Source organism: Secundilactobacillus pentosiphilus (assembly GCF_002217985.1).
Lineage (GTDB): Bacteria > Bacillota > Bacilli > Lactobacillales > Lactobacillaceae > Secundilactobacillus > Secundilactobacillus pentosiphilus.
This window is the reverse complement of the sequence record NZ_BCMI01000028.1, coordinates 13,029-30,682: the sequence shown is the minus strand read 5'-3', so window position 1 is coordinate 30,682 and position 17,654 is coordinate 13,029. Positions and strand designations below refer to the sequence as shown.

Genomic DNA, 17,654 nt, shown 5'->3' with positions numbered 1-17,654 from the left:
CTTTAACCGCATTTCACTAATCCAGAAATAGTAAAAAGCACAGTCACAAAAATGTGACTGCGCTTATGAGACACCATCAATACGATTTGACGATGACCCAAAATTTCTCAGTGGTTACCGGATAATTTTCGAATTATCCGGTAACCACTGAGAAATTTTTTTGGTATTGTTAATTATAAGATGGGAGCCAGTAAGCGTGAACCCGCCTGCTTAAAGCGCAGCCACAGTGACATGTTTTTAAAGTCTTGAGCAGTTACTAAGGTGCTTTCTTTCATATCAGCTTCAAAAATTTCGCGAAGTTCCCTGGCAACTTTAAAATCATAGACAAAGGCGTTTGCTTCGAAGTTCAAGTTAAAACTACGGAAATCTAAATTAGCTGACCCTACGGACGAAATCGCGTCATCAATCATGACCACTTTAGCGTGAATGAAGCCATTTTGATAAAAATAAATTTTGGCACCATCTTCAGCTAATAGCCGAGCATAATACTGAGAAGCACGGTAGACAAAAGGATGGTCAGGCATATGAGGAATCATGATTCGAACATCAACTCCCGACAAGATTGCACTTCGCAAGGCGTTAAGTACACTATCGTCTGGAATTAAGTAAGGCGTTTGGATATAAAGCCGTTTTCTGGCACTGTTGATCATCCGAAGATAACCTAATTTAATTTGCTCAATGTCAGAATCTGGCCCACTGGTGACGATTTGCATCATGGTTTTACCAATTTCATCGGTGAGTTTTGGAAAATGCTGCATGGTGCGTTCCAGTTCGTTTTCGGGAACGGTGGCGTTCCAATCGCTAATAAAATGCCCTTGCAGTGCCAGTGCTGCATCACCGACTACTTTCATATGCGTATCACGCCAATGGCCGAATTTTTTGGATCGGCCAACGTATTGGTCCCCGATATTAAAACCGCCAATGTATCCCGTCCAACCGTCAATGGCCACGATCTTACGGTGGTTACGGAAGTTCAGCCGGAAATCACGCCAGTTTGAGTGAATCCCCAAGAAAGGTTCAGCGAAACCACCGACATCGCGCAACGGATTAAAGAACTCACGTTTAGTGCCCATAGAGCCCCAAGAGTCATACAGTACACGTACTGTGACCCCTTCTTGGGCTTTAGCGACTAACGTACTCAGTATCTCCTGCCCCAGTTTATCGTTATAAAAAGTGTAAAACTCAACGTAAACCACATGCTGTGCGTTTAAAATTTCTTGTTGAATGTTTTTAAATAGTTTTGGCCCTTCCGTAAAAAGCTCGGTTTGATTATTTAACGTGACAAAAGAATGGTCAACGTTTTGGAAGAGTTGAATCATATTTTTAACCGAAGATTCTTGATGGGTGTCACCAGGAGAATACGGCGGCAATGAAGCTTGTTGCTGGGATAGCGCATCTGTCAGTTCAGCGTTAGGCTGACGTTGGATCTTGTTTAATTGCCGATGGGTCAGCTTCCGGCCAAAAAATGCGTAGAATAAAAAGCCGATGACCGGTAGCAAATTTAACACCAGCAGCCACGCCCAAGTAGCGGCAATATCACGTCGTTCACGGAACACCGTGAAAATTGCCGCAATGGTGTTGATGGCGAAAATGGCAAAAATAATTAAATAAACTAACGTCCAGTTCATACATTGTCCCCCAATTTTATATACATTTACATTACCGCAAATTTTGGTCAGAAGACAGGGGGAATTTAGCTTTGGCGATGAAAAAGAAGCGTCATTAAGCTGTCTTTTCTAGACTTTGACCGGATTAAGCGTCCGGCGATTAGCAGCCTTGGTTAATTCAAGTGTCTGCTGCATGAGTGACGTGATGGTCATGGGGCCAACACCGCCTGGAACCGGTGTAATAGCACCAGCGACATCCTTAGCGTGTTCGTAATCCACGTCGCCCACCAGTTTACCGTTCTCATCCCGGTTCATGCCAACATCAATTACCGTAGCACCAGGTTTAATATCTGCTGCCTTAATTAAATGAGCGACACCGGTGGCAACGATCAGGATGTCGGCAGTCCGGGTAAATGAAGGAAGATTTGCGGTCAGGATGTGCGTATACGTGACGGTGGCACCGGCATTCAGCAGCAACGCTCCCATTGGCCGCCCCACGATATTGGAATCACCAACGATCACCGCATGTTGTCCGGCGGGATCAATCTGGTAGTGCGAAAGCATTGTCATAATGCCCTTAGGGGTGCAGGAAACGGGGTAATGTTCGTGACTGTTGCTAAAGAGTCGGCCAACGTTTGCTGGACTGAAACCATCCACGTCTTTTTCAATGGCGATGGCCCGAATGATCGCTGTTTCATCGATCTGTTTTGGCAACGGTAATTGTACTAAGATGCCGTGAACGGTCTCATCTTGATTATACTGATAAATCAGTGCCAATAATTCAGCCTGGGTAAAGTCTTCCGGCCGCCGTTCGATGATTGAAGTGATACCAAGTTTGACTGCTTTACGGTGCTTATTGCGGACGTATATCTGACTAGCGGGGTCGTTACCAACGATAATGACAACTAATTTGGGTTCAATTCCCCTCTTTTTAAGGGCCTGGACTTCTATTTTCATATTGCGGTCAAGCCGATTGGATAATCCCTTACCATCTATAATCAAAATTCTCTCCGCCTTTCGGTTTTTACGTTAGTCATGTTGTCTCTTATGCTTGTATTAGCCAGTTAATAATTTAAAGCAGGAACGATGCTTTGACTAATTAGATTAATATTCGTAGTATACCTGATTCTTTGTGAGAAATACCCGTTATCGGCCTAAAAGTTTTTTAATTTTTGGAAAAGGAACTTAAGTTTTGGCGTCAAAGTGACCCTTTATCCGGGTTTTAGGCTAATATTAAGTTATTCAAAGATTGGTACAGAAACTAACAGCTGCTTTTACCTGATTGTACATTTTCAGAAAATGATTTTACCAAATTAATTGTTGAAAAATGTCAATCGATAATGGATGATAACTAAGGCGGCATTTTTAAGATAATAATAGATAAATGGAGAATGATAGGATGCAGATACGACAGCAAGCTAACCGTTTTTGGCGGTTGATCGCACTACTTACCTGGTCGAGTTTTTTGATTTTAGCGGTCAGTGTTCATTTCCATGTGAGCTGGCTGACCCATTTTGACCAAGCGTTGCAGCAAATAAGTATTAATGTTCGGCAACCAGGTCGAACTGCCTTTTTTAAATGGTTGGCCCTTCTGGGAACGCCAACGACTAACGGCATCATTTGCTTAATGATTGCGGGTGGCCTTTGGCTGCACCATTACCATTCTGCTGCTGGCTGGGTACTGACCGCCCAGGTTGGTATCAATATTCTCACCACTAGTTTTAAAATGCTTCTGCAGCGCGCACGACCGATTCATAAGTTGGCAGTACAAGGCGGTTATAGCTTTCCTAGTGGTCACACGACCTCTACCGCGACAATGGTCCTCATACTGCTATTGATTATCGTTCCCCTATGCCCATCGAAATTTTGGCGGTACCTGCTGGGAGTGATCAGCATAGGTTGGCTCGTCCTGATGGGATTCGATCGCATTTATTTATTCGTTCACTATCCCAGCGATGTCCTAGCTGGCGTGTGTTTAGCCCTGGGCTGGTGGAGCATTTTGCAACTGGCAGTTGGCCAAATTATCCCAAATCAACAAGAATAATTATTATTAGGAGTACACCATGCGAATTAGATTCAGAAAAATAAGTATTACTTCAACTTTAGCTTTAATATTAGCTTTGGCGATGATCATTGGCATCGTTTCAAATTTGATTCAGCCCCTTGACATCAAAGCAACTTGTTCAGTTCTGATCGGCTGTTTGGTAATCTGGTATTTAAAACCGATTTACCTTAAATGGGTAAAAGGGCTATCAGAGACTGCTATTTCTAGGATGCTAACGGTGATTTTTATTGCAATGATGGTCATTCAGCTACTGGTCATCCATTTTCTTCCGGCTTCCGTTTACCACGACCCATTTCGAGTCCTTGTCCAAGCTGAGCAGCTCAGCCATGGTAATTTGAGCTGGGGCGACTCACTATACTTTTGGCGGTTCCCTAACAACGTCTCACTCACTGTTTTACTAAGCTACTGGCTTAAACTAACGAACTTGCTTCAGATGGATACTTACTGGGGCATTCATTTATTATCCTTGATCTTACTGGATCTTTTTATTTTTGCCATTTTACGTTCGGTTCGGCGGTTAAGCCATCAGCACGGAGCTGCTTTATTAGCGGCAGTCTTCTTCCTGATCAGTCCGTTTGCCTATACTTACTACTTACAGGTTTTCTATTCCGACCTGCTAACACTGCTTTGTTTAGCAATCGTATTTAACGTTTTGATCGGCTGGTCATCGTTTCATCGTACCAAGAAGATCGTGGCGGGTATTGGTTTGGTGCTCTCGGTGATCATCGGGGAAGTGGTTAAGCCTAACCTGATCGTTTTACTGGTGGCCGTTGCGCTGGTCGGTATCTGGCTGCTGATTCGAAATCGCCAGCAGTTAAAAGTTATCAAAACACCGTTGATTCTCATTGTACTTGGCTTTGTGTTAGCGGTCCCAACCGCTGCTGGGTTAAAATCAGCGAGTCACTTTAAGAATAATAACCAGTACGCTTTTCCAACCGCGCACTGGATCTGGATGAGCTATAATCCCCAAACTAAGGGCAAATATAGTTTTAGCGATGTTCAAACACTTAGTTCAATTCAGGGTAAGCAGGCCAAACAAGCCTACTTGAAAAAAGCTTTGCCAGAGCGATTGGCACAATTAGGCCCCTTAGGTATCGTCTGGCGCTGGATTGAAAAGGCCAGCATCTTGCTGAACGTTTCCTTTATGCCAGACGCGTACTCCGGCGGCTACATTGCGGCGCCGAAGCTTTATCAAAAATTTGAATTGCCGCTATCTGCAATGGGCATGATTGTCATGCGGATCGGGTTTACCCTACTGTACGCTGAAACCTTTTTCCGTTGTTTACGACTGTGGCAACGGCGTTTTAAATCGACGGATGATCCCCGAATTATGCTGACTATTTTGACGGCGCTTGGGTACATTGCCTTTCACACCCTTTTATGGGAAACCGAGAGCCGTTATGGTCAAGTCATGATTCCGCTGCTGGGGATTCTCTGTGCGATTCCGAGTTTAGCACTCGAATCCGAACGACGAGTCAGACCGCGGACGAAAACGGAAGGCTGGTTAACTTTGGGCGCTCTGGCGGTGGCGATAGCTGCTTTTGTGGCATCTTCCCCGCTTTATAGCCCTAAAGGTCATTACGTTGCGGAACAGCAAAGTCAGTTATCCTTACAGTTTGACGCTAAGAAAACGCATATTTGTCCTTACGACACGTTGAGTCAACAGGTTAAACTAAATCATCAGGCTCGGCACTTCTCGGTCTCATTGGCTCCCGCAACTGAATTCAGCGGTACGTTGATCAACGAACAGACTCATCAGCACTACGAATTAAAACGCACGTTTAATGCGCTCACGCTGGAACGGACCTTGCCGGAAGGTATGTATCGGATTCGGCTGAGAAATGATCTGCAGCGTTCACAATCAGTCTTGATCACGAAGACAATGTCGTACCGACTGGCCCCTTACCCGTTGGAGATCGATCAGCACAAGCATCCCTACTGGTCCTTTGTTTACACCTTTTCCCGGTGATTTTGGACAAGATTCATGTTATAATTAGAACGTATGTTCTTTAACCTTGAAGGAGGGTCGTAACGTGGACCAAGCCACCTATGTTGCTCATAATGAGAAATTAGTCGACCAACTGCCAAAATACGTTGGTGATTACTACCTTGCTAAATCTGCAGTACCCCTATCACCAGCCACTTTGTACCAATATTTAAACGAATTTAAACGGTTTTTTGACTGGTTGATCGAAGCCGGTGTCTCTCCTGCTAAGTCAGTAAAACAAGTTGGCTTAAAAGAGCTTGAGCACTTGAAGAAACAGGATGTTGAGCTATACAAGTCCTACTTGCTGAACCGCGGTAAGCAGACCTCACAGCATCCGCAGGGCGCGTTATCTCATCGGACGGTCAACCGGTCATTAAACGCCCTCTCAGCACTGTTTCGCTTTCTAACCGCTGAATCGGAAAATAGTGATGGTGAACCCTATTTCTACCGCAACGTGATGAAAAAGATTTCTTTGGTGCAAGATAACGAAACCTATGCTACCCGGGCCAGCCATATTAAAGATCAACTGATGTTAGGTGATCAGGATAAAGCCTACTTGAACTTCATTCAGGACGAGTATGGTCAGCAGCTAGATGCCAAACGGCTGCGCTACTATCAGCGTGACCGGGAACGGGACGTGGCCATTAACGCGCTGATGCTGGGAACCGGTATTCGGGTCTCTGAGTTGACGAATATGGATGTAGGCCATCTTAGTCTCAAAACCGCCAATGTGACGGTTAGACGTAAGGGTGGTAAGTGGGATTCGGTACCAATCGCTCGTTGGGTACTGCCCTACATTTTCAGCTACGTGCGCATCCGCCAGTCACGTTATCACGCCACTGCGGCAACACCGGCGCTGTTTCTTACTAAGAGTTCTGCTGAGCCTCGCCGAATCACACCCGCAACGGTTGAACTGTTGGTGGCGAAGTATTCCACCGCCTTCAACCACGTGCGGATCACGCCGCATAAGCTGCGGCATACTTTAGCTTCTAAATTGTATCTAGAGACTAAAAATGAGCATTTGGTAGCGACGCAATTGGGTCAAAGCTCAACTTCGGCTACTGGACTCTATACTCACATTATTGATACGCAGCAGCGTGAGGCATTGAATCAGCTGCATGGTAATAACCTAGATAAATTTTATAAATTCCATAAGTAAAAAAAATTTTTGAAGCTTTTTCTGTCAAAAATGTACTTTATTTCCGTGATAAGTGAATTTTTTATTTTCGAAATTTTAGCCTAAAAATGTACTTTATTTTTATTTTTTAACCTAGGTAAACTAATGAGTTTTAGAAAAGCCAGATTTTCCTTTTGAGGTTAAACCTGACTTTTTTGATTCTATCTAAATTAATTTACAATCTTTTCTAATCAGAAACTAAACAAAATGCCGTCTCTTTCGGCGGTAACCTTTGCAGTATGGACAAGATTTCATGTGTCGCTTTCGATAATACAACAATTTTTTGGGGGACATTTGGTAATGATGTGAAGAATTATCTTCGCAAATCCACCAAACATTTACGGCACATGAGTCTAAAATCTCTTTGGGATTTACCAAAAACGTATTAGCCACACTATCCCACTGTGTCATTAAATCGGGATATTTATCAGCAAATGAATTAAATCCAGGTAGGATTCTAACATTTCGGCAGTATGGGCAAGCATCATCTCCGACTTCCCGATATTTAATGGCTGCGGAGTAGTCTCCATGGCAGTCGGGACACCGCCACCATACTATGTGGTAAGAGACATATGTGAAGTTTTCGATGCTTTCTTTATTTTTAGGGCTCCATTCCTTTGCCAGCTCTGGCTTCCTATCAAGTAAGGTATTCCAACCAAGCAGGACTCTTCGATTTTTGCAGTATGGACAAGCATTATCCCCAACTTTTCTATCTCTAATGGCTGCCTGATAATCACCATGACAAGTTGGACACGTCCACCACACTCTCCACGAAGAAATATACGTGAAGTCAGCTATATTATCCTCATTTTTGGGACTCCATTCCTTTGCCAGCTCAGGGTTCTTATCAAGCAATGTATTAAGACCTAGCAACGGTTTACGATCACGACAGTATGGACAAGCATCATCGTGTAATTCTCTCTGCCTAATTGGTGCTGTATATTCTCCATGGCATGTCGAACATTGCCATATTGCCCAGTAAGGTGATGAGTACATGAATTCTGATGCTGGACGTTCATTATTTGCACTCCACTCGATCATTAACTCTGGCTTTTTATCGACAATTGTATTGAATCCCGGTTTTGCTAGTCGGTTATTACAGTAGGGACAACTATCATCGTTTAATTGACGCTCACAGATTGGATAGAAATAGTCATTACCACATGTTGCACAATGCCATTGTGCTCGTAATGAGGACGTTGCTAGATAATGTGCTGGTGGTAATTCGTTTTTAACACTCCATTCGGGTATTAATTCAGGATGTAAGTCCGGCAGGGTATTCATGCCTTCCATTGGTAAACGGTTGTTACAGTATGGACAACTGTCATCTCCCAGTTGTCGTTCACAAATTGGGTAGGTGTAACTATGCCGACAGGTTGGACAGGTCCAATATGCGCGCATAGTTGAAGAATAGACATAATTAGAAAAGCTTTTTTCGTTCCGGGAACTCCATTCAGATTCCAATTCCGGTTTATAATCCGCAATGGTATTGAAACCAACTAACGCTTTTCGATTATCACAATACGGACAGTAATGGTCGTCTTCTTCACGGTCACATAGTCTTGCGGGGTAATCGCCACCACAGTCATCACAGTGCCAAAGCACACTATGGGTTGAGAACGCAAAGTATTCAGACATTGGTCGCTCGTTGGAAGTGCTCCATTCAACAACTAACTTCGGTTTCACATCGGCAATAGTATTAATTCCTGCTACAATTCGGTATCCTTCACAAAATGGACAGTAGAAGTCCCGGTTTGAATAACGAGAAGGTTGATTTTGAAACGAATGTCCGTGCTCACAATGCCACCAAACCAATTCGTTCGATTCATTGGTGTATGCATTAAAGGCCCGTTTATTTTTTTCGGTATCAAAATATGGTTCCAGCTCTGGGCTTTCTTCGGCAAGCATTCTACCGTAATGATAACCACGGCATAGACTGCAAGCCCCTATTCCAGCAGCCCGCTTTCGAAATGGAGCTTGCCAGCGATGCTCTGGATTATTGCGACAAATCCAATTCACCATTAGACTGCTTTTCTCGGTTACGTTATAGGGGTCAACCGTGTTTTCTGGGTCATATTCATCCATGACTTCAGGGTGCAACACGGCAAAGCTTTGGGAGCGTAATACTTTTTTACCCGAACAGTACGAACAGCCCATTGATGCACTATCTCTGGCTCTAACCATTGAGCTAATCGTAGTCTCAAAACGATGATGACACAATGTGCATTGCCACCAATACTTTTGTGTAGATGATGCGAGGTTGTTAACATCGGTTAATGAGCAATCGTTCAATTGGTTAAGAAACTTTGGTACTAGTTCGGGATATAATTCTCCCCAGATGACTCGTGGTGCAGTTTGTGTTCCAGCAGAGATTTGTCCTGGCACGTACCCGCAAATTGGACAGCCTTTAGGCTGGTACTTGCCTGCAATTTTTTCTTGCCGAGCTGTTGGCTTAGTTTGCCACGAGTATTCACAGTCCGGACACCGCCACCAGACTGGTTCCTGACTGGTGAAAAAGATGTTTTTTAGTTTTAGACCGTCATTCTTTTCAAAATCAAAAAATACTCTCAATTCTGGTATCAGTGTAAACAAATCGTTTTTGCCCGGAACCTGAACGACTTGAACCTCACAACACGGGCAAAGGCCCTTGGAGTCACGACGACTCTTAATTTGGCTTTGCCATTCGTAACCGCACTGTGGGCATCGCCACCAAGCTAGCTGTTGTGACATTGCTAAAGTTGTATGGATATCTATTTCCTGATTTTTTTCAAAATCCCACTGTTTTAGTAAATGCGGATAGCCATCGATATACATTCGATTCTCAAAGGCACAAATTGGGCACCGAGACGATCTGGCAAAGTCAGCAATCTTTTTTGCGAAATGATGACCTTCAGGACACACGAAGAAAGCTTTAATTCTGGCGTGCGCACGCAGTTGATACGGGTCGATTTCCTGATTGCGTTGCCAATCCCACATTACTTTAGCTTGCGGGTTTTGCGTAAAGAGATCGGTAACACCCTTGATTGCCTTAACTTGACTGCCCGTTGAACATATGGGGCAGCCAAAGGGTGGCTTTAAAGGGATCCTTTGAATTTGAATGTTAAAGACGTGTTCAGAATTATTAGGGCATTGCATTCTGATAGTTTTTGTCGACATTGGCGTCACTAGGGATGGCAATATCTCGTTGTCAGGTAGCCACAGTTTTGCAGCTTCAGGATTATATTTCTCAAATGAATTAGAACTTTTCGGATCTCCAGCACAAAATGGACAGGTCATAGTTTCAGATTTCGAATTCAAGCTGCTGAAAGTTTGCTGCCATTGATATGAACAGTCTGGACATTGCCAAAATCCGGTCTCCGCTGATGTCGGACTGATAGTTTTTGGATCGTGAGTCATTTTAGAATGATCCCAAAACTTCAGCATATCGGGTCTGGTCTTGAAAATACTGTAGTTTTCGGTATAGCGGCACTCTGGACACGTTGGGTCATGCTTGAAGTTTCCGACCATTTTAGAAAATTGATGTCCCATTTTACACTTAAAGTAGGCCCGGACATGTGCAGTCCCAGCTAGATGCTTCGGATCAAGATCCTGGTTTCGGTCGTAATCCCACATAAATTTTGCTTCTGGACAAACGGTGAACAGATCGTTGATTCCTAAGATTGTTTGCGATCGCCGGTTTGTACATATCGGACAGGATACTAATTTACTGCGGCTTAGTGAGCTTATAATGCGTTTAAATGAATGCCCCTTGTCACAAAGCAGCCAAGCTTTTTTTCCTGATTTAGCAGTGACTGAATTAGGTGTTTCTTCACCATTCTTCGAATAATCCCAGTATTTTTCAACTTCGGGGAACACCATTTTTAGGGTCTGAATATTGTTTTTAGTAACCACTGCAGCGTGTTTTACCTGACCATCAGGACTGCCATCATAACCACAGCAAGGACAAAAGGCTGCAGCACACCATTTAACCAAAGTCCTTGACCATTCGTAATCACATTTCGGACACTTGAAAAAGGCTCGTTTCCCGGAATGAGTAGGTTCTTCTTGCGGCTCAAATCCGGGCGTCTTTTCTTTTCTCAGAAATTCCGCAATATTTGGTGTCACGGTCCCGATTCTAAATGAACGATTTCGACATGCTGGGCAATGCGGTGACTTGGTAAAGTCACTGATCTTTCGTAAAACGTGGTGACCCTGTGGACACTTAAAATAGGCTTTCTTCTGCGATTTCGGTAGTAACGAGCTGGGGTCAATGCTGGTGTTTTTTTTGTAATCCCACATAGCTTGGGCCTCTGGAATTACTGTGAGTAAGTCAGTTTCCCCTGGGAAGGCAACTTTGGCATTGGATCCACAATAAATACAGCCGACCGAGTGCCCATCTCGTGACGAGGTCATTTTACTGATTCGCTTTTGAAAAACGTGTGCCGGGTTCTTTATACAACGAAAGTAGGCTAATTTATCTGAACCAGCCCCAACAGTATCAGGCGTTAAGCCATCTTCATTTAAATCGTCGGCCCACATTTCAGCGGCTTCTGGACATTTCTGACGTAAACTAGTAATCACTTTTTTAGGCATAATGACTAGTCCTCCAGCTTATCGAAAAGTCCTTGAATGACTTTGCTTTCTGATTTGATGGGTGTATCTGCGGTAATAATTTGGGTCATAGTTTCTGGCTTGATGATATCCGGTGTATTCTTCAACAGACCAGCGCTCTTCAAAAGTTCATTGGCAATTTCTGGATATACGTCATCAGCGATAATTGCGCGTAATTTTGAATTTTCTTCGTTTAGTGATTTGATCTCACCTTGTTGCTTAGTTATTTGAGCATTTAATTCTTCATTTTTGTGCTTAAAATTCGTTAATTGGACAACTTGTTGCTCATTAGTATCGATCAAAGTTCTTCCCTCACGAACTAATCGCAAAGCAGAGTCGCACACAGTTTTATAGTAAGTATCACGTTCGACTAAGGACCGCTTCAAGGCTGCTTGACTATGGTTCTTTTCGAGAAAGGATTCGACATCCAAATTCTTAAAGGTGGTGACAACAGCTTGATCTTCTGCACTTGTGGATTGCTTCAAACTGGCAATCTTATCTGATACGATCTTTCGCCGTCGGATTAAGTGATCAGGGATTTGTGGATAGCCATTTTGCCGTAAATAGTCACCAAACTCTGGTATCCGAAAGCGTTCTGCGTCCCCATCACATCGACGCACAACAAATTCTCCAACCTTGGCAAGCAGTTCAGTATCGTCGATTAGTTTTTTTCGTCCCATACGTTTCGACCCTCTTTTTCTTGATTAGCAACTTTTTCCTGATAATATTTTTGGTAAGTGAATGAACTGCTTTGTAATTTCAATAGTGCTTCCCCAATGTCTTCCGTATCACCTTTGCCTGTACGGACTTGATGGACGGCTGTTTCCAGCAGCTTGCAATCGTCTTCAATTCGGTGTTTGTAATAGGCATCAGAGGAATAGTAGTTATGTCCTGGACGACGATAGAACGGACAAGTCGGACAATAACCGATTTCCCCAGACTTGCCAACGGCTCCCAAGCAGTCGGTCATATCACCTTGCTTATATTTTTCGGAATAACAGCGCCCACCGTTAGCTAGCTTTTCGAAAACACTCTTAGTTGCGATGGGTGCTTTTTTAGTGCTAACTTCATAGCGAACTTCACCTTTGGTGATCAAACGATATTGACGATACGTTTGGCATTCAATCAAATTAGTAATATTAGAGTAGTAGTGTGCTGACATTTCAATGTTATCGTGACCTGCTAGCAGCATAGCTGTTACGGGAGTACCGCCTTCAGCCATAATATTGATTAGCGCTAAATGTCGGGTGTCCCCCAAGTGCAGATAACTGATCTCATTTTTGCCGAGATGACTGTTAGCAGAGTTATAAACCGTTTTTAAGCCATATTTTCCTTCAATCACGTCGTGGAAAAAGTAGCGCATGATGGTGTTCATATTGATGTACGTTAAGAAGCGGCTGTTACTATGTTTTCGCTGGTTCCAGTGTTTATAATGGGTATCTGACACAAACAGCGTATTGATATCGGTATGTTCAAATTTTTCCGTGAAAGCTAAATATCGGATAAATTCCTTAGCTAATTTATCAGGGATCTGATAAGTTACCGGGTAGTAATCCTTGGAAAGCTTGTAGGCAACGTTTTTCTTGCTGCCCTTCAAGTTGTTACGTTGCAATGTCAGGTAGTACTTGCCATCGGTCTTGTTAAGACAGTCCCGGCGTGTCAGGATGAATTCTTTCGGTCTTAATGGAATAACTCCAGTTACCTGCCACCAAAGATATAAGGGATAGAAGAACATGCGTGTGTTTTCAGCAATCTCTCCTGCCCAGTAATCATTAAGGATATCGTTAAACATGAAATAACTATCAAATTGAGCCAGTTGGCGTTGTTGCTTGACGTTGTTTTGATGGTTAATAGAAATATAGGTATCTAGCACTTCCAATAATTGTTCAAAGTCGTCGTTGTCTTCGGTAGTTGGTAATAACGCCAGGAAATCAATGCAAAGGCTAGGAACTGAAAACTTTATATCCGCAGCTCCGTCAATTAAGTCAGCAAGGTCCGTTCTAATGAGCCGTTTTAAATCATTAACTGCGGACTGCAAAGTTTTCAAGACATTCTTTCCCAAAGTATAGGTGACGTAAACCTTTACGTAATTCACGAAGCCTTGGTACGATAAGCCAAATAAACTGCGGTATGAGCGATTATAAGCAAGCTGATTGAAATTAAAATTCAGCCCCACCCGCGAATATTCATCAGTTGAGTTCCACTTGGTGTCTTCGAAACGACAATCTAGAAAAATCCCCTGATCACAAAAGTTTTGAAAGATTTGTTTAGCTTCAGTTAGGTTGGCGTCACTAAGTTCCTCGACGCTTAAAAACGTTTCGAAAAGCGAATTGTCTGCGGTGCTCATCTCGTTCATTGGATTTCCTCCTTGATTAAAGCCTCGTAAGCTTCGTAAACTTGGGCATCGTAGCCATTCTTCAAACACGAAAGGACTTCGTCTAAGCACGGTACGATTGTTTCTGAGAGTAACTTCTTGTTTTTAGCTTTTTCTAGAGGCGTTTCGGATTGTTTATAGAGTTTTAGCAAGCGCTTGTACTCGCTGATAAGCAGTAGCATTGTTGATTTTGTTTTGATTTCAAAGGGGCAACCAACGCATTGTGCCCGCTGATCGTAAGGACAAAGCTTATTGCAGGCTGACATTAAACAAAGGCTCTCAGCCTGTTTTGAGAATGCCTGACCGGATCCAATACGGTGTAGGATTGTCAAAATGTCTTCTTCGCTTAATTCTTCACTGATCAGTTGTTGCACTACTGTTTGCGCTTGTCGTTGGGCTTTTGAGACCAATCCAACCGTCCCTTCCACTTCTGCCGGCGTTAGGTCTAGTTGTTGAATCAATTCGGTTTGCTTTGAAACTGATAAATTATTGTATTCTCCATGCGTTACCATCTTTAACAGCATTGAAGGAACAAAAGATAAGACACCACGTTCAAATAGCTCTTTTGCCACAAATTCAGCTGATAGGCCACTCATTTTAGCGTCTTTGAGATAGACTGCGGTGGTTTCTGCAAACTTGCCATACGATCCCTTATGGCTTCGTGCCAGCGCTGCCAGGATGTATCCTTTGACCTTTGGTCCCGCCGCTTCGGTTGCTAAAATGTCGTCTGCTAACATATATACTGATTGCAGATATGACTTATTGGCTGACCGGGAATGAAAGTTGGATTCCAAGAATAAAGAACCAATTTCATCGCCCATGTAGCGTGAGATACGGTCATAGTCAGCGATTTTACGAATCAGGGGCTCTCCTGGTTTCCCACTCAGCTGATAGTGTGCTTCACAGAGTGCAAATAAGGTACCAATATGGACTTCACAGCTCTCAGGTACTGTGAACTTGATTTGTGCTATATTTTGATGAGCGGACGTTTTTTGGGGCGTCAACGGCAGCATACAAAGACGCTCGGTAATTGACAGCAGTACATACCTGGCATCCTTATCTGAAAATGTTCCAGCATTTACTTCATCGAGCACCTGCTCCGCCGGTTCCGGTAGTGTGGGATGGGTAATCCGCACCAAATCAGTCATTCGCAGCGAACAGATAAAATGCAAGGCTAAAAACAGCCAAGTGTCAGCATAGTTTTTCGATTCCGCTGCCAGCTGATACATATCATTGTCTTGAATATAATCGCTATTAAACAAATAGAACAGTAATTGCAGGTATTCATCAAAATCATAGGCTTCGTTTTTCTCACCTAGTGTGTAGCGGTTCTTCATCACGTATTCGTTATGATAAGCTGTTCGTTTCCGGGACTTTAACCATGATAAGAAAAACGTCAGTGAATCCCCATGAGCCTTGATAAGTTCTTCTGTAGCATTTTTTAACAGCGCTGATACTTCTCCATCGGACATCAAAAAAAGGTCTTTATGTAGGTTGTAAAGCAGGAAATCCTGCAGGTAGAATTGGGCTTCAGCAGAAAGTGAGGTCAGCTCAGAAAAATGACTAAACTGTGCCGCAGTTTCGGGGAACTTGGCGGAAAAAAGGGCCTGCATACGATCATTCTCGTTGTTATCCGAAGACGTTAAAAAAGTTAAGATTGGCTGTTTAAGCATGTCAATTTGTGCTTGGGTTAAAACTATCTGTTCTCCAGTCAACTGGGGTTTGGAGCCAAACCAGTCATTGTCCTGAAGAAATGCTATCAAACGCTGACGTTGAGTGAGATCATTGGGATCCAAATCAGCCTGCTTTAATATGGCACTGAAAAAATCAATTAAATCAATCACGTTCACCTTCGTTTCTATTCTTTTCTTGGGCAGCCCAGCTGAAATAATCAAACATGTGGGAGCTGACCTTGCGATACTGCTTTTCTAGTTCGCCCTTGTTTTGCAGATAAACTAACGAACTGTCCGGAGAACTGTCACCGCGCGCTGCCATTATTTCTGCCACATTATCGACTCCTGCCAGCACGAGCTGTACAGTAAACCAGTGGCGGAAGACATGGGGTGAAATATTGTTCTCCAGCAATAAATGTCCATACATGACAGTTTCATCATCTCCACTAGCCAAATATTTTGGAATCATTTCTTTTTTGATGATGGTCCTGAATTTTTGATAGTAAGAGTCATAGGTTAATGCCCTGCCCTGTTTATTGATGCTCAAGGCACCAAAATCGCTTTCATATTGCTTACCGGTCAAATAAGCCATGTAATTGTTGTAGCTTTCGACAAAGGCATCTGTAAACATCAATGGCACAGTTTGCAGGCGCTCTTTTTTGATCCTGCCAGTGGATTTCAGATCACTCCGTAAACATAATTCATGGCGCAAATCGATTTGCACCTTTTCAACCTCACCCTCGTAAGTTGAAAAAATCAACCCAGGACCGAGCGGACTATCAGTCCGTCTGACGTTGCAAGCTTCTGCAGGCCGCAAACCGGCAAAAGCTGATAGCGAAACCAACATGAGGATTTCTTTGTGATATGTGGCGATATGTTCAAACAGCATTTCAAACGCTGAATTAGGCATATCCCGAAAAATCTGGCGGCGATTTTCGCTGTACAGGACATCAAAAACCGGCACTTTTTTCTGACGAGTCATCCCCCGCTTATCGCGGAACGGTACGAATTTGTAGAAGTCATCAATTTTTAATGAGCAGTATCGCTTCCGGTCTTTAATAAATAACTCCAAAAAGTCCATTACAGCACTAATACAAGCTTCAACCGTAGACTTTGCCCGACCACGGGAATCACCCGGTAATTCACCTTGACCATAAAGATTAAAGAAATCCTGAATAAGCGGGACGGTTAAATCATCCAGTTTAGATAGGTGACGGTTGAAAAAAACATAATTGAGCATTTTAACCACAAAGTCAAAGCGCCGGTTACCGTCATCACTGATGCTACGAACAGTGTTATTACTGGATTTTATATATTTGTGAAAATCAGTAAATTCTATCTGACCTTCCGAGCCCTTAATCACAATAAATTTTCGATTGATCAATTGATTATCTTTGATCACTAAGGCGTGATTATAAACAATGAACTTTGGTGATTGATTCAATGAGTGTCACCTCCTGCTTAACCTGTTAATTAACTATGTAGCTTAAATCATTTTGAAAAATTTATTTGAGTAAAAAATAGTTTGGATAAAGAAACCTCCTAACGTCATCGGATATTGGTGTTGAAGCCTGTATCGGTGACGTTAGGAGGAGTTGATAATAGAATGATCAATTCAGTAAACATGAATTGATGCATCAAAATTGCTGCTTATATCTTTGTGAGTTATCTTTTTTATTTGGTATAAATAAGAAATTATTTTAAATTAAGTTTAATTAATATTGTCAAAATTTTCAACAAAATAATTCATTTGTGAGTAATCTCAATATTTTAATAAAGTTGATTGTTTATTTTTATTAATGTAAATCTACGCCTTGAAATCCTAAATCACACACTTTTTTCTGTTTCAAATTTTTATATTTACTTTATCGCATAAAATGTGTAAAAAGTGAATGTCATGACTGATTTTACTGATTCTGATTGAAACTTATGCAAAAAAACAGAAAAAAGTGTGTGATTTGCAGAAATTTATGTGTGAAGTTCGGTTTATTTTTTTAACAGATAAGCTATTTTTATTTGTTACTCAGTCGGGAAATAATTTATTTAAAACTCACTAGGCTAAGCATCTCCCCATATGTTTTTTAAAGAGAACTGAAATACTGTATGCTGTTTCAGGTTCTTACACCTGTTGAACACTATCGTACGAAGGCTCAACGGAAAAAATTGAATATTAATCCCTCT

Annotated in this window: 10 protein-coding genes; 3 read left to right on the top strand and 7 right to left on the bottom strand. The window is 42.5% G+C overall.

The window, feature by feature from the left end; genetic code table 11:
- Positions 1-173: 173 nt before the first annotated feature.
- Both cls and CES81_RS11065 read right to left on the bottom strand, forming a co-directional pair.
- Positions 174-1,628: a cardiolipin synthase gene (gene cls / locus CES81_RS11070; RefSeq protein WP_089121812.1), complete on the bottom strand. Its 1,455-nt coding sequence runs from the start codon at positions 1,626-1,628 to the stop codon at positions 174-176.
- A 108-nt stretch (positions 1,629-1,736) separates the two neighbouring features.
- The gene (locus CES81_RS11065) at positions 1,737-2,609 is read right to left on the bottom strand and encodes a bifunctional 5,10-methylenetetrahydrofolate dehydrogenase/5,10-methenyltetrahydrofolate cyclohydrolase (RefSeq protein WP_225356389.1); all 873 of its coding nucleotides are present in this window, start codon (positions 2,607-2,609) and stop codon (positions 1,737-1,739) included.
- A 397-nt stretch (positions 2,610-3,006) separates the two neighbouring features.
- On the opposite strand from CES81_RS11065, the gene CES81_RS11060 reads away from it, so the two are divergent.
- From CES81_RS11060 to xerS, 3 genes are all read left to right on the top strand, one after another.
- Positions 3,007-3,651 (top strand): phosphatase PAP2 family protein, encoded by a 645-nt coding sequence (locus CES81_RS11060; protein ID WP_180949795.1) that lies wholly within the window; start codon positions 3,007-3,009, stop codon positions 3,649-3,651.
- Positions 3,652-3,670: 19 nt separating this feature from the next.
- A complete protein-coding gene (locus CES81_RS11055) occupies positions 3,671-5,641 on the top strand; it encodes a glycosyltransferase-like membrane protein (RefSeq protein ID WP_089121810.1) in 1,971 nt (656 codons plus the stop codon).
- A 64-nt stretch (positions 5,642-5,705) separates the two neighbouring features.
- A complete protein-coding gene (gene xerS / locus CES81_RS11050) occupies positions 5,706-6,818 on the top strand; it encodes a tyrosine recombinase XerS (RefSeq protein ID WP_089121809.1) in 1,113 nt (370 codons plus the stop codon).
- 216 nt (positions 6,819-7,034) lie between these two features.
- On the opposite strand, the gene CES81_RS11045 is transcribed toward xerS, so the two are convergent.
- From CES81_RS11045 to CES81_RS11025, 5 genes are read right to left on the bottom strand one after another with little or no spacing between them, the layout of a single operon-like run.
- Positions 7,035-11,408: a zinc-ribbon domain-containing protein gene (locus CES81_RS11045; protein ID WP_089121808.1), complete on the bottom strand. Its 4,374-nt coding sequence runs from the start codon at positions 11,406-11,408 to the stop codon at positions 7,035-7,037.
- A gap of 5 nt (positions 11,409-11,413) precedes the next feature.
- Positions 11,414-12,106 carry a hypothetical protein gene (locus tag CES81_RS11040; protein ID WP_089121807.1) on the bottom strand — a complete coding sequence of 231 codons (693 nt, stop codon included), beginning with the start codon at positions 12,104-12,106 and terminating at the stop codon, positions 11,414-11,416.
- The gene (locus CES81_RS11035; protein ID WP_225356388.1) at positions 12,088-13,782 is read right to left on the bottom strand and encodes a hypothetical protein; all 1,695 of its coding nucleotides are present in this window, start codon (positions 13,780-13,782) and stop codon (positions 12,088-12,090) included. Before CES81_RS11035 ends, CES81_RS11040 begins: the two co-directional genes overlap by 19 nt.
- Positions 13,779-15,644: a hypothetical protein gene (locus CES81_RS11030; protein WP_089121806.1), complete on the bottom strand. Its 1,866-nt coding sequence runs from the start codon at positions 15,642-15,644 to the stop codon at positions 13,779-13,781. The genes CES81_RS11035 and CES81_RS11030 overlap by 4 nt, the downstream gene beginning before the upstream one ends.
- A complete protein-coding gene (locus CES81_RS11025) occupies positions 15,637-16,917 on the bottom strand; it encodes a tyrosine-type recombinase/integrase (protein ID WP_089121805.1) in 1,281 nt (426 codons plus the stop codon). The genes CES81_RS11030 and CES81_RS11025 overlap by 8 nt, the downstream gene beginning before the upstream one ends.
- Positions 16,918-17,654: the final 737 nt, after the last annotated feature.

Bases quoted from the DNA above. Each gene is read 5' to 3' on its own strand.
- CES81_RS11040 (WP_089121807.1), bottom strand. From the start codon at position 12,106: ATGGGACGAAAAAAACTAATCGACGATACTGAACTGCTTGCCAAGGTT.
- CES81_RS11045 (WP_089121808.1), bottom strand. From the start codon at position 11,408: ATGCCTAAAAAAGTGATTACTAGTTTACGTCAGAAATGTCCAGAAGCC.
- CES81_RS11055 (WP_089121810.1), top strand. From the start codon at position 3,671: ATGCGAATTAGATTCAGAAAAATAAGTATTACTTCAACTTTAGCTTTA.
- cls (WP_089121812.1), bottom strand. From the start codon at position 1,628: ATGAACTGGACGTTAGTTTATTTAATTATTTTTGCCATTTTCGCCATC.
- CES81_RS11035 (WP_225356388.1), bottom strand. From the start codon at position 13,782: ATGAACGAGATGAGCACCGCAGACAATTCGCTTTTCGAAACGTTTTTA.
- CES81_RS11060 (WP_180949795.1), top strand. From the start codon at position 3,007: ATGCAGATACGACAGCAAGCTAACCGTTTTTGGCGGTTGATCGCACTA.